General features: G+C 42.8%; 12 protein-coding genes. 5 read left to right on the top strand and 7 right to left on the bottom strand.

The window, feature by feature from the left end:
* Positions 1–387 precede the first annotated feature (387 nt).
* The 3 genes from F6J90_RS43445 (at position 388) to F6J90_RS05665 (ending at position 5469) form a co-directional block, all read left to right on the top strand.
* Positions 388–1209 (top strand): helix-turn-helix domain-containing protein, encoded by an 822-nt coding sequence (locus tag F6J90_RS43445; RefSeq protein WP_366513694.1) that lies wholly within the window; start codon positions 388–390, stop codon positions 1207–1209.
* Positions 1103–3829 (top strand): peptidase domain-containing ABC transporter, encoded by a 2727-nt coding sequence (locus F6J90_RS05670; RefSeq protein ID WP_366513720.1) that lies wholly within the window; start codon positions 1103–1105, stop codon positions 3827–3829. The genes F6J90_RS43445 and F6J90_RS05670 overlap by 107 nt, the downstream gene beginning before the upstream one ends.
* Before the next feature lie 104 nt (positions 3830–3933).
* On the top strand, positions 3934–5469 hold the full coding sequence (locus F6J90_RS05665) for an HlyD family efflux transporter periplasmic adaptor subunit (RefSeq protein ID WP_293091485.1): 1536 nt from the start codon (positions 3934–3936) through the stop codon (positions 5467–5469).
* 204 nt (positions 5470–5673) lie between these two features.
* Here F6J90_RS05665 and F6J90_RS05660 read toward each other — a convergent pair whose 3' ends face one another.
* Positions 5674–5913 (bottom strand): hypothetical protein, encoded by a 240-nt coding sequence (locus tag F6J90_RS05660; RefSeq protein WP_293091484.1) that lies wholly within the window; start codon positions 5911–5913, stop codon positions 5674–5676.
* A gap of 81 nt (positions 5914–5994) precedes the next feature.
* Between F6J90_RS05660 and F6J90_RS05655 the strand changes: the two genes are divergently transcribed.
* Positions 5995–6750 carry a peptidylprolyl isomerase gene (locus F6J90_RS05655; RefSeq protein ID WP_293091483.1) on the top strand — a complete coding sequence of 252 codons (756 nt, stop codon included), beginning with the start codon at positions 5995–5997 and terminating at the stop codon, positions 6748–6750.
* A 930-nt stretch (positions 6751–7680) separates the two neighbouring features.
* Here F6J90_RS05655 and iscB read toward each other — a convergent pair.
* From iscB to F6J90_RS05625, 6 genes are all read right to left on the bottom strand, one after another.
* The gene (gene iscB / locus F6J90_RS05650; RefSeq protein ID WP_293091482.1) at positions 7681–8997 is read right to left on the bottom strand and encodes an RNA-guided endonuclease IscB; all 1317 of its coding nucleotides are present in this window, start codon (positions 8995–8997) and stop codon (positions 7681–7683) included.
* Between the two features lie 192 nt (positions 8998–9189).
* Entirely contained in the window at positions 9190–9516 is a 327-nt protein-coding gene (locus F6J90_RS05645; protein ID WP_293091481.1) for a hypothetical protein, read from the bottom strand.
* Between the two features lie 164 nt (positions 9517–9680).
* The gene (locus F6J90_RS05640) at positions 9681–10952 is read right to left on the bottom strand and encodes a nif11-class peptide radical SAM maturase 3 (protein WP_293091480.1); all 1272 of its coding nucleotides are present in this window, start codon (positions 10950–10952) and stop codon (positions 9681–9683) included.
* Positions 10953–10967: 15 nt separating this feature from the next.
* Complete coding sequence (locus tag F6J90_RS05635) at positions 10968–11141, bottom strand: hypothetical protein (RefSeq protein WP_293091479.1); 174 nt, start codon at positions 11139–11141, stop codon at positions 10968–10970.
* A 282-nt stretch (positions 11142–11423) separates the two neighbouring features.
* Positions 11424–11765, bottom strand: coding sequence for a Nif11-like leader peptide family natural product precursor (locus tag F6J90_RS05630; RefSeq protein ID WP_293091478.1), 342 nt, complete (start codon positions 11763–11765; stop codon positions 11424–11426).
* A 456-nt stretch (positions 11766–12221) separates the two neighbouring features.
* On the bottom strand, positions 12222–12356 hold the full coding sequence (locus F6J90_RS05625) for a hypothetical protein (RefSeq protein ID WP_293091477.1): 135 nt from the start codon (positions 12354–12356) through the stop codon (positions 12222–12224).
* Between the two features lie 209 nt (positions 12357–12565).
* On the opposite strand from F6J90_RS05625, the gene F6J90_RS05620 reads away from it, so the two are divergent.
* Positions 12566–13363 carry a PD-(D/E)XK nuclease family protein gene (locus F6J90_RS05620; RefSeq protein ID WP_293091476.1) on the top strand — a complete coding sequence of 266 codons (798 nt, stop codon included), beginning with the start codon at positions 12566–12568 and terminating at the stop codon, positions 13361–13363.
* The last annotated feature ends 247 nt before the right edge of the window (positions 13364–13610 follow it).

The raw sequence follows: 13610 nt of genomic DNA, 5'->3' as shown, positions 1-13610 counted from the left end.
AGATGTCGTCTGCTTACCGAAATCATTATGGGAATAGATATTTATCCTTGAGATGCAAAATCAGCCCTTGCTCCTGGTTGGACGAAGATACAGCTATGTTAGAAATCGCATTAATTTTGTTGTGGTTATAGTTTGAAAACACGCCCTAGTGCCTGATCATCTTCATCCAAAAATTAAATCAAACTTTACACAAACAACATAAAATTCCACTAAAATCTAAAATTGGATAAAAATCATCCAAAAAAACGACAAAATAAACCAAAAATTGCCCAAAATCATCCAAAAAGTCCACAATACTAAGTAAATTTGACTATTAAAACCAACATAAAAGCCAACATCCACCCTCGATCATCAAAACAATGAGTTAAAGACTTTTTAGTTACAAATATGTCAGGACATCAGTCGAAACCTGATCTTGAGGGTGCATGTACTAGTACAGGTAAATATTTAACAGCGTTTCAGCGTAAACTGCTACAAAAAAGTCTACGAGCCGATTTACCCCAGCATTATCGTCAGCGCATTGAAATTATGTTGCTAGCGGATGAGGGTAAATCTCAAATTGAAATTTGTCAAACCTTGGGATGTTGTCCAGCTACAGCAAGACATTGGATATTGATGGCGCGGACTGGGATGGCGCACAACTGGCAGAATAACCCCATTGGTCGCCCTAAGGCAGTAAATCAAGAACATCTAGAGCGATTGAAGGAACTGGTAAGCCAGAGTCCAAAGGAGTTTGGCTATCCATTTCGGCGCTGGACAGCTAACTGGTTGAGTAAGCATTTAGCTCAGGAATTTGGGATTGAAGTCAGCGATCGCCATATTAGTCGGTTGCTAAAACAAATGGGATTGTCTACCAAAGGCAAACCCCGTAATCCCGAGTCTAAAACTACTGAGAACGATACACCTTCGAATGATAAAGCTTCAAATAATAGTAGCGATCGCGTAGCGGCTCGTACCGAGCATCGCGTAGCGTGGCCTACGGCCAATCGCATTATCATTCGTGACCTGCAATCAGCTTCTAGTGCTGATTCTCCAGAATTGTTATCCACCACTCTCTCTAGATCAGATTTAGACATCCATGGTTCAAAGTGCATCTACTCCGTTGATTTCCCCTCAACAACTCAGCCATACTCTCGGTACAGCTCTCCCGCTACAGGAATGCCAGCGCTTTCTCAAACACTTGACATTAATAGAGCCCAAGGTAGGTAAGTTTTGGCAAGGGAGTCAGGCATCAGCTGGTATCTACATTATTATTGCTGGAAAAGTCAGGTTGCTGAATCAGGCCGGTGACTTAATTGCCAGCTTAGAAACAGGGGCATCATTTGGGGAATTGACCTTGTTTCCCTCAGCTGACTTAGCAAGCTATAGCGCTAGAGCTTCCTTGAAGCTAAAGCTATGCTTTGTACCGGGGGAAGTCTTGTTTCCCCTGATCAATAAGTATCCCGAAATCCGAGAGCATTTGTGGAGTCAGGCGCAAGCTCGTAATGCCCTACTAGTTAGCTCCCCTACTCCCCCTATCGCTCCATCTGACCATCCCCCCATATCCCCATCCCCCCATCTGACCATCTCCCAGTCTCGGTCTGGGGAAGCCAAGTCCCAGAAATCCCAGAAAAAAGTTAGCAAAGCTTACTTTCCTAACCCGACCCAGCAAGCAGGGCATTTATGGCAACGGGTAATCCGACGCTATCCGTTTTTTGCCCAGCAGAGTGGTTCTGACTGTGGTGCCGCCTGTTTGGTAATGGTATCTCGCTATTGGGGTAAACGCTTTAGTGTGAATCGCTTGCGGGATATCGCTAATGTTGACCGCAATGGTGCATCATTGCGAGGACTATCAGCAGCAGCGGAAAGTATTGGCTTTTCTACTCGTCCCGTCAAAGCCAGTCTTGACCAGCTAGCTAAGCAAAAATTGCCAGCTATAGTCCATTGGGAAGGTAAACACTATATTGTCGTTTATGAAATTACTCGGAAACGAGTGATTGTGTGTGACCCCGCCATTGGTCAACGTAGTCTCACCCATCGAGAGTTTAACGCCGATTGGACCGGTTATGCCCTGCTGCTACAACCAACAGCATTACTCAAGGATGCAAAAGAGACGACTACTCCCTTCTGGCAATTCTTTGAATTAATCAAACCCCATGGGTTAGTAGTGTTAGAGGTATTTCTTGCTTCCTTATTTATCCAGATATTTGGATTAATTACACCTCTATTCACCCAGCTAATTTTAGACCGAGTGGTGGTGCAGCGCTCTGGGCTAACCTTAATGGCGGTGGGCTTAGGGCTGCTGATATTTAGCCTGTTTCGAGTGGCAATGATGGGGTTGCGCCAATACCTACTAGACCATACGGCTAATAAAGTAGATGCAGCACTGATTGTAGGATTTATTCGCCATACACTGCGGTTGCCTCTTTCGTTTTTTGAGTCCCGCTATGTTGGTGACATTATATCACGGGTTCAGGAAAACCGCAAGATTGAGCGGTTCCTTACCGGTGAGGCGTTATCAATTCTGCTGGATTTACTAACGGTATTTATCTATGTAGGATTGATGGTTTGGTACAGCTGGAAAATGGCGTTATTGGCCTTAGTGATTGTGCCGCCATTTTTATTGCTAGCGTTGATTGCGACTCCGTTTTTACGAAGGATTTCCCGGGAAATATTTCAATCGACGGCTAAAGAAAATAGTTATCTAATTGAAGCGCTTTCCGGTGTAAGTACCGTTAAATCCACAGCAGTAGAACAAACAGTACGTTGGCATTGGGAGGAGTTATTAAATAAGGAAATCAGGACAAGTTTTGATGGGCAAGTTATCAGCAATCGACTCCAAATTTTCAGTAATGCTATTGAAGCCGTAGTAACCACAAGCCTGCTGTGGTATGGAGCCTGGTTAGTGATTCAGAATCAGTTAACCATTGGACAATTAGTGGCCTTCAATATGCTGCTGGGAAATATTATTACTCCCTTCCAGCGGTTAACCGTGTTATGGAATCAATTCCAGGAAGTAGTCATTGCTATGGAACGGATTAATGATGTGTTGGATGCGGAACCAGAGGAGGATTTGCTCAATCAAGCCCGTCAATCGTTACCATCAATTCAGGGTCACATTGCCTTTGATAACGTCACCTTTCGCTATCACCCAGAGAGTGATTTAAATGTACTGGAAAATCTATCATTTCAAGTGAAACCAGGACAAATGGTAGCCCTAGTCGGACGCAGTGGTTCAGGCAAAACGACGATTTCTAAATTGGTGTTGGGATTGTATCCACCTACAGATGGGAAAGTATTGATTGATGGCCTTGATATTACCAGTCTGTCCTTAGGGTCTTTGCGATCGCAAGTAGGAGTAGTAGACCAAGATACATTTTTGTTTGGTGGAACCATTCGGGAAAATATTAGCTTAGGTCATCCTGCCGCTAGTTTAGACGAGATTATAGAAGCAGCACGATTGGCTGGTGCTGATGAGTTCATTAAACAGTTGCCCATGGGGTATGAAACCCAGATAGGAGAAGGCGGAGGGACATTGTCTGGCGGACAACGGCAACGGATTGCGATCGCACGGGCGTTGTTAGGCAATCCTAAGTTATTAGTTTTAGATGAAGCCACCTCCCATCTAGATGCAGAATCAGAACGGATTATTCAGCATAATTTAACTCAGATTCTCAAAGGTAGAACAACATTAGTGATTGCTCATCGCTTGTCTACAGTCCGGAATGCGGATTTAATTTTAGTGATGGATAGAGGAGTCTTGATTGAGAGTGGAACCCATCAGGAATTGATGGCAAAACGGGGACATTATTATTATCTCAATCACCAGCAACTTAGTCTTGAATCATGAGTCCTGAATCCTGAATATTGAGTAAGTACATAAACTCTCGGTTTGTTTACTCATGACTAATCCTAATCCCCAATAACTAGTCTCAATAACTAAGAAATAAAATTATGCCCAATACATTGAATGGACACTTAAATGGACATCGTCCAACTCAGCTACAAGACACTAATCATGATCAAGATACTTTAAACGCACCAAACTTAGCTAAATTTACTGATGATTGGTCTTACGCTACTAAAGAATTACTCGATAGTTTGCCTCAGGTTTGGACAAGGGGATTACTGTACTTTATAGTAGTGTTTGTGTCGATTATTTTACCATGGTCGATGCTCTATAAAGTAGATGAAACCGGTACAGCTAGAGGACGACTTGAACCAAAGGGTAAAACTGTGAGGCTGGATGCTGCTGTAGCCGGTACGGTTGATGAAATTAAGGTTAAAGAGGGGGAAAAGGTTGAGGCTGGACAAAATTTAGTGATTTTGAAATCCGGGTTAGTTCGTACTGAATTGCAGCAAGTTAACGATAAATTAAAAGGGCAATTGAGTAGGCGATCGCAGTTAGAATTACTAAAAAATCAGTTAGTGGTAGTCTTGACAACTCAGCAGCAACAAAATCAAGCCCAAGCCTTGGAAAAGCAAGCTCAAATTGACCAAGCGCGACAGACTATAACTGATCTTAGGAATTCCTATAACTTACAAAAAGAAGAAAAATTAGCTCAAGTGAATCAGGCCAGGCAAAATCTTGAACTGAGTAAAACCGCCTCTAAGTTACTAGAAATTCGTTTAGCTAATGCCCAGCGAGAGGTGCAACGCTACCGTAAACTTTGGCAGCAAGGAGTTGTGCCAGAAATTGATGTTTTAGATAAGGATGATGTTGTACAAGAAAGACGACGATTGTATGAACAAACTAAGTCTGATATTGAACAGGCTAAGTTACGGATTATGGAAGAAAAAAGTAGTTATAAACGGACAATTCGTCAAGCACAAGCAGATATTGAACAAGCAAAATTACGATTAAAAGAACAGGATAGGAGTTATCAGAGTTTGATTCATTCCGGTAAGTTATCAGTACTTCAAATAGAAGAACAACTGAATAATCTAGAGACTCAAATTACTACCCTAAATTCAGAAATTGCTCAGAGTAAGCGTCAGATTGACTCGTTACAGCTTCAGTTAAAGCAACGAGTCTTAGAGGCACCGGTAAGTGGAATGGTATTTCAGTTACCGATTCAAAGACCTGGTGCTGTAGTGCAGCAGGGAACTATGGTAGCAGAAATTGCCCCAGAGGATTCATCATTAATTATTCGAGCCCAGATGGCAACTACTGAAAGTGGTTCTTTAAAGCAAGGAATGCCAGTCAAACTGAAGTTTGATGCCTATCCCTTTCAAGAGTATGGGATTATAGCAGGAGAATTAGTGGAAATTTCTCCAACTACCTCTGAGGTGGAAACGCCGGATGGAAAGGTATCAGCTTATAACATAGAAATTGCTTTAAATCAAGATTGTCTTCCCACAGGTAAGGAGTGTATTGGGTTGCGTCCTGGAGATACAGCAACCGCTGAGGTGATTATACGCCAGCGTCGGATTATTGATTTTATTCTCGATCCGTTTAAGAAGTTGCAGCAAGGAGGTTTGAAACTATAGCGCTACGCGCAAGGCAAGAGGCAAGAGGCAAGAGGCAAGAGGCAAAGGTGCGCTTTCCGCATCAAGAATTAAATTCGCCACGGGTCGCACCTAAAAGTTGACGTGCATTAGCTTTTCAGGTTCTATCAATGTCCTAACTTTAATGGGTAGTGCTATATAGGTGATTTCCGGGATGTCATATCAGTCAATTCAGGGCATTATCAATTAGTGCAGTTCTCGATTGCTTGAGATACTTTCATCCTGGGTTTTGGGAGTAGGGAGTAGGGAAAGAGACGGAAGTGTGGGAGGTGTGGGGAGGGTGGGGAGCAAGTGGTGTGGTTTCCACCATGAGCGACTGCATAAATACAATCTATTTAAAGATACCAAATTCTCGTCAACTACTTCTTCTCTCTCCCCACACTCTTCTTGTCTCCCCCCTCTCCCCACACTACCCCCTCTCCCCACACTCTGTTCCCTATTCCCTATTCCCTATTCCCTGCGCCCAGCACTATAACTTTCACAGTTTAAATTACTAGGATAAACACGATGTCACCAGCTATCACGATTACCAAAGACGATATTCTTGAAGAAGTCAAGCAATCTGGTAAGATTCCTGAGATTATCGAAGCAATTACTACCCGCAAATTAATCGCAGCTGCTGCCGCTGAGGCGGGTATAAAAGTAGAGACTGAAGAGCTTCAAGACGCAGCAGATAAATTCAGGATAGTTAGCCAACTCGGGAGTGCTGAGGAAACTTGGGCATGGCTAGAAAAACATGGGATGACCTTAGATGAATTTGAAGCCATGGTATACAATGGCGCTATTTATGGAAAGTTAGCTAACCATTTATTTGCCGATAAAGTTGAAGCCTATTTCTTTGAAAATCAGCTAGATTATGCTGGTGTTGTGATGTATGATGTAATCATAGATGATGAAGATTTAGCGATGGAACTTTTTTATGGAATTCAAGAAGGAGAGATGAGTTTCTATGATGTTGCTCATCAGTATATCCAGGATATAGAATTACGTCGCTCCGGGGGATATCAAGGAGTAGTAACTCGTGAGCAGATCAAGCCGGAGATTTCTGCTGCTGTCTTTGCGGCTAAGCCACCGCAGGTTATCAAACCCATTGTGACCTCTAAGGGAGTACACTTGATTTTAGTGGAGGAGATTATTGAAGCACAATTGGATGATAACCTGCGCTCTAAAATCCTCTTAAATTTATTTTCTGAATGGACTAAGCAACAGGTTGAGCAATTTGAAGTTACCAAAAACCTTGACTTAGATTACCAAGCGGCCTAGGTCTTGATTGGAATGTAGAATGTAGAATGTAGAATGTAGAATTCTCAATTCTCAATTCTCAATTCTCAATTCCACTCTTGGTCTTTAAGCTCTTGAAATTAAATGCCCTCTGATGCTGATCAGAGGGCATTTTTGATTATTTATGTTTCTAAGTTAAGTTTTCTGGATTGAGACTGTATTTGTTATTGAAATTATTTTTATATATTGATTTCAATTCTTTCGCCTTTTTCATTCGTAATAATTATCTGAATTCCTCCATAAGTTAAATTTATTTAATTAGCGGTTAAATCGTTGATCAAGCTTTAATTTAATTTTGATCAATCAATATCTTAAATTGTAATGTTAGCCATTTTTAAATTTCCTCGTCAATAATCTTGGTTTCAGTTGGGATGATCCTTTTATTTGATTCATCTTATCTTATTTATATCATCTATTACTTTTTCGATAAAGTCAAGATTTTTAATACTATAAAATCGACCAAAAAGATGCATTATTTTGGCTTGTTTATTCCCAATCATGCCCGGTTTTTTTTCAAAACTGTAAAAACAATCATTATTAAGCACATAATCTAAACAGTTATGTCTTTTTAAGGCTAGTCACTTCAGTCAAAACAAAAGAGTACTAAAAAGCTATAGTGCTTCGCCCAGGTAACAGGTAACAGGGAATGACAAAGTTTGATATAACACTACCCATTAAGGTTAGGACATTGATAAAAGCTGAAAAGCTGTTATAGTAAACTTTAGCATGCATGCCTTTTGCCTTTTGCCTTGCCCGTAGCGCTATAACCTCCCTTTAGCCCAGACCAGGCTTAGGTCGCGCGTCCAAAAAAAAAGCCCGCCTGGGCGGACTGGATTTTCAAGGGAGTTTTTAAGTTCTAAGTTTTAACCAGACTTTGGAATCAGTATTAACGTCTCAACAAACCAGGAACGTCTAGGACGACCATTTCCTGGAAGATTCCGGTAAAAGTTCGCAAAAGCTGTAAGTATATCCATCTTTTCGGTGTATCGCTGAAATATCTTGAGGCTTGCAACTCTTGTAACCCTTCATCCCTAACGGGGTGAATCCAAAACTTCCTTTGGTTCTAGGGGTTACTTTGCCTATTCCTAGTTTTTGATGCTTAGCTATATCTCCAGTTATCCAACCCTTAATAGGCTTTAATGGATTATGTCTGACAGGGTAGCCATACTTGTTGAGCGCTGCTTTTTGTCTACCTCCGGGTCCAATGCAGGTCACCAATAGTGGCTGAGAGGTTTTCAATGTCAACATCTCAATATCCCCGACACAAGCCGCATCGATCCAATGCTGTTTAGGGAACCCTAATCTAGTCCTATTGTACTTGGTTTGCGCTCCTGTTCCGGTGACTACGGGCTTAACAGATCGAAGTACTTTAACCAGTTTGTTTCGGGTGGTATTGACCGCTGCCGCATCCTTTAATGGCTGCTTAGCCTTTGACTTTATTTTTTGAAGTAAACTTGGCTTCTTTTTCAGAAATTCCTCAATGGGTTTATTTCCTTTTCGTTGATTACACTTCTCGCAGGCCAGACAAAGATTACTGACGCGTTCGCGTAGCGTCGGCTTTGCCGAATCGCTTCCACCTTTGGATTTTGGGTGAATGTGCTCAATCTGTAAAGGAACATTTTGCTTACCGCAATAGGCGCATTCCCTGCCCCACTTCTCAAGTAAATATTCCCTGACTTCATACCCGGCTAGCTCACCTTGCTGGTACGCTACTCCACTAATTTCAGGGTTCTGCATTTTTTGGGTGTCAAACTTAACTCTTTCGACCCAAATCTCATTGATTGGGCAAAATTTAATCAGCCGTTTAACCCATGTTTCAATGGTTAACACCCTATGCTTTAGGCTGGGAGCAAGCCAGCCCTCTGAACGCCTACGATTAAGGAATCTAGGCTTTCTGTAGCGAGTGTGACGATTACGTCTCCCACGTCTGACAGCGCTTCTCGCCTCTAGTTTTTTCTTGATTAGTCCTCCCCTGTGCTCTAACTCCATTGCCCAAATAACTTGGTTATTTTGAACTAGAGCAAATCCGGTGAACCTGCTGCCAGGGTCAATCTTGATTTGACAAGGTGAGATAGTTGGATTATCGACCGCAGTTTTTAAGATGATTGTAAATGGATACATCCTAAAAACAGCAGCTTTACCCTTATCTAACAACCGGCGCGCCTTCTTAGGAGATATCGGATTTAATGGTTGTTTGTTTGTGTCAATAACAAATACGTAATTTTGCATGGTTAAATGCATCAAAATTGGTAAATTTTTCCGGACTTCGTCCCGCTACGCGAACGGTAATGTTGAAAAGGCTTGTTAGGCTAACCACACATTTGCCTTCACCTTAATGGTTAGCGACAGAGCCAGGGACTGGAGTTCATCCATGGGTGTCATGACCAAATCAACGTAGGAAATTAATCCTGAACCTGCATCCTAGTCGATAATTTCCTGTGTTTGCCGGAAATTACCAAGGCTTAAACTAGGAGCTTCCTGCTCGATTCGGTCTAAAGCCTTCTTGGCTCTAAAAATAACTCTCAATAATGCCACCTGACTACTCCAAGCTGAGCGTGGTAACAGGGGAAAGGGAGAATCTACATCAGTCTGAGAGTCATCAATGGATAACTCTAGATTACTAGTCTTCAAATTACTAGTCTTGTGATCGGAAAGTGGAGTATTATCTAGCGCCATGGAATCGGTGGAGATACTATATTTTATATCTGGGTTGTAAACACACCTATTGCAGGAAAAGGCAAAAGGCAAAAGGCAAAAGGCAATAGGTGAAAGATATCCGGAGTTTTATTGGACAAGAAAAAAAGACCTCTTAGATGTAGGGTGGGCAGTGCTTGATAGAGATTCATGTGCTGGCAATAGCTTTGGTAGCCACTGCCCACCTACGATTAATCACAATAGTGCAAGATCTTAAATTAACCACTAGTACTAGCTAACGATGGCACCAACTCCTCTTCTTCCTGCCAACCTTTTGGCCAAAGTATACGATCAGCACTAAAGTGAAGTGGATCATTCTCTGGCCAAGGAGCATCTATTGGTTCCTCGATCAGAACAAATTCGCCATTATCAAAAGGGTTACCTTGGGCGCGATGCTTGATTTCAACTCGCTCCCGAATACCCTGTTTCTCCTGAGTAAGAGCGCGGTGGTGACAGTAAGGATTATTCCCTCTGCGGTCAAAGAAAACATGAGCAGTCCAACTGCAGCCACCACGACACAGTTGAGCAAATTCACAACTCTTGCAGAAACCCCACAGATGGTCTGTACCTTTAGGAGTATCAGCTCCTAGATTAAACCGCAACTCCTCGGTCTCTTCAACAATTTTACGTAGGGAGTGGTCTCGGATATTACCTCCAGTGTAGGCCGAAGTCGGCAATGAGGGACAACCTTTGATAGCACCATCGGCTTCGATGCCTAAGCTAGATAGTCCAGCATTGCACCCCTGCCAAAATGCCCAAGGATTCTCCTCTCCCCGTCCCCGCAGCAGTCGTTCATAGGGACCATAGTAACCAATATTATTACCAGCTTGAACCTTGACCCCTTCCCGAAAAGCCCGACGGGCCACCCGCGCTATCATCGGGTACACATCTAGCAACTCATAGGGTTGCAGCAGAATCTCACTATTATCCGCCGCATTCCCCATGGGTACAGTCAACTGAATTTGCCAAGCGAAGACTCCTGCATCCCGGATGCGCTCGTAAATCTGGGGAAACTCTGGTGCACTGAGGCGATTAATTTGAGTGTTACAACCAAAGGGGATACCGGCCTCTTTGAGATGGCTCATGGTCTTAAACGCCCATTGCCAAGAACCTTTCCTACCCCGCAACCGGTCGTGTGTGACTTCTAAACCATCCACCGACACAGAAACTACTCGAATCCCAGCGTCTTTCATCCGGCGGGCTGTATCTAAGCTAATCCCAAACCCTCCAGTGGTCATGCCACAGACCATTCCAGCGGAAGTAATCGCTTTGGCAATATCGAGCCAGTCAGGACGCAGAAAGGCTTCACCTCCAATTAAGGTGACTTCTGTAATCCCAACGTCGGCCAGTTGTCTGACCATGTCTAAGGCTTCTGTAGTGGAAAGTTCTTTAGCCCTGGTATGACCAGCCCGAGAACCACAGTGTTGACAGGCTAAATTGCACTTAAGGGTGATTTCCCAGACGGCATAACTAATTCTGCGATATGTCATCACAATTCTCCCATGTTAAGTTATCTCGAAAGAGGGACAGACATCAGGTGATACAGCGGTTTTCAATAGGGTGAGGTACAGATTTGTGGGTTTTAGGGAACAGGGAATAGGGAACAGGGAATAGGGAATAGGGAATAGGGAATAGGGAATAGGGAATAGGGAATAGGGAAAAAATCCTGTGTACCTCATAAGTAGATAAAACGCTATAGTAAGCCAATCACAAATTAGTGACTTGGGTGTCAAAAAACTACCAATTAAAGATATCAATTCAAGTAGGGTGGGCAAAGTAATCTAATTTAGATCTAATTTAGACTATTCAAAATAATCAAACTTTTTTTGCCCACCGGACGAGCTAAAAACTGGTGTTTTTTTGGCTACTCCCTTACCGACTAACTATCTGTAGCATCCATAAACTGAAATGGTATGATCTGTGTCTGTCGGAATCAACCTGAGCTTATTGCTCAAACTTCCTTAGATAGTATCGTCTATGACAACACCATACATCAGCTGAAGCGGCGGCCAAATAACCCCATAAATTTGCTGATTACCTCCCTTTATGCCCATAACTTGACTAGCCCCACCAAAAACAGCTTCTAGTTCTTGTTGATCAAGATCCCTCAGACCATCCTCAGCAGCACTTGACTCCAACAATTGGCCAGTATAGTCTTCAAGCTCCTCTTGGGTGAAGTCATAGCCAGCGCCTTGCACAATTTCGCGACATTCATCTTTACTCTTTACTCCTTGAATTTTCCCACGGAATGCTTGATCAGTGGCTAGCCTTTCGTAGAAGGCTTTAACATTTTCTAAAGACATAATTTTCTCCTGAAATTACTGAAATACTGTTCGTAGCATCGGTAAAAAAACAGTACCGTAGCTAGGGCAGTATTTTCTGAAATAGATGAAGTTTTCATCGATAATAAAATTTTATTCAATAAAAAAAAGAATTAATTAGGGGTTTAAAATTTTGTTGCGACAAAACTTTAAAATTATGTCGCAAAATTGGCTGTTTGATATAATAAAATTATTCCCTTAGGGGGAGGATAGCAGCATCATTACTATGGCAGCAACACATGACGATAGTGATCAGGACTTACCCAAAACTGTGGACTAAAGCCTATAAGTAGTAAGACCAATGATTCCAACTAGTACTAAAAAAAGCAGATGGGGAGATGGGGTGCTAGTAAAGATTCGTATTAAGGGTAATTATACGGAGATTATTTGAAAATAAAAACCACTAAATTTCGAGATCTAACTAAAACAATTATGTCACTAAAATCTGTGGCAATAAAATTTTAGATTGGCAGGTTGGCTCCAGGGGGAAGCGTTCGCGTAGCGTGGCCATTCGCGTAGCGTGGCCAATAGGCCAAGGCCAATCGCATTCGATATCTGTGTGGAAATTTCCACCTCTTCCGCTAAACTAGCTAATATAGCGTTTCTAAATGAAATCTAAACCTAGGAAGTCTTTTTTCTTGTTCAAGAAAACTCCGTATATCTTTCCCCTATTGCCTCCCCCCCTTCCGCCCGGGGGGTTAGGGGGGATTCCTCTTGCCTCTTGCCTCTTTAAGCAATTCCTGTGTTTACAACCCAGATACAAACGCCCTTATCAATGACCAGTGTTTCCTCCTGCACCTGTGACTCGTCTATCCCAAGGACAGCTGAACGTATTAGAAACCTGTCCCCGTAAGTTCCAACACATTTACTTTGACCAGTTGGGAACACCCGTGTCTCCCGAACAACAAGAGCGTCTTACTTGGGGAAGCCGCTTTCACCTACTAATGCAACAGCGGGAACTTGGGTTACCAGTCACATCCTTAGTAGAAGAGGATACCCAACTCGACTACTGGCTGACTGGTTTAGTCAATGCCGCACCAGAACTTTCCCACCCAGAGCCTGAAAGCTTCCGGGAAGCGGAACATTGCCGAACCCTGTATTTCCAAGGTTATCTATTTACAGTTATCTATGACTTATTAATTGCAGGGGAAGACTCGGCTCAAATTCTTGATTGGAAGACCTATCCTCAACCTAAAAACCGCGAGTGGTTAGGCCAAGACTGGCAAACACGCCTGTATCTCTACGTCTTAGCGGAAACTAGCGATTATTGGCCAGAACAAATTTCCATGAGTTACTGGTTTGTCAAATCCCAACCCTCTCCCCAGAGTCTTAAATTTACCTACAATAGCGCACAACACCAGAAAACTAGGGAGGATTTGACTCAGTTGTTGACCCAGTTGGCTGGGTGGCTACAAGGGTACCAAGATCAAGGTTTAGCTTTTCCTCAAGTAGCAGCATCCCTTGGTCGATGTGGTGATTGTACTTTTGCAGTGCGTTGTCAGCGTTACGGGAATAGGTTGAGCAACGATAGTACGGAATTACTACCCGATTTAGCTGATATCCAAGAAGTTTCCCTTTGAGCTACCACCCCTGACTGGGTTGGCCCCTAGCACCACTAAGAGTTAAAAAGAGTTAAGCAGAGATCCCTGGGGAACCTCTGCTGTAGCTAGTGCGCTAACCAGCCCATAGGCTACCAAGTCTGGTCGAACTAGATTTCACCAGACTCAGCGCCGCTGGCTTCTTTGCGTTTCCTAGGGTTATAATAACACAAAATCTCTAAATAACACAAAAAACTTAAAATACCTATTGAATCGTTTAACCCTTAGT

Source organism: Moorena sp. SIOASIH (assembly GCF_010671925.1).
In the GTDB taxonomy this organism is placed as follows: domain Bacteria; phylum Cyanobacteriota; class Cyanobacteriia; order Cyanobacteriales; family Coleofasciculaceae; genus Moorena.
Note: the sequence above shows the minus strand (reverse complement) of the source record. Positions and strands in the feature narration are given on the sequence as shown.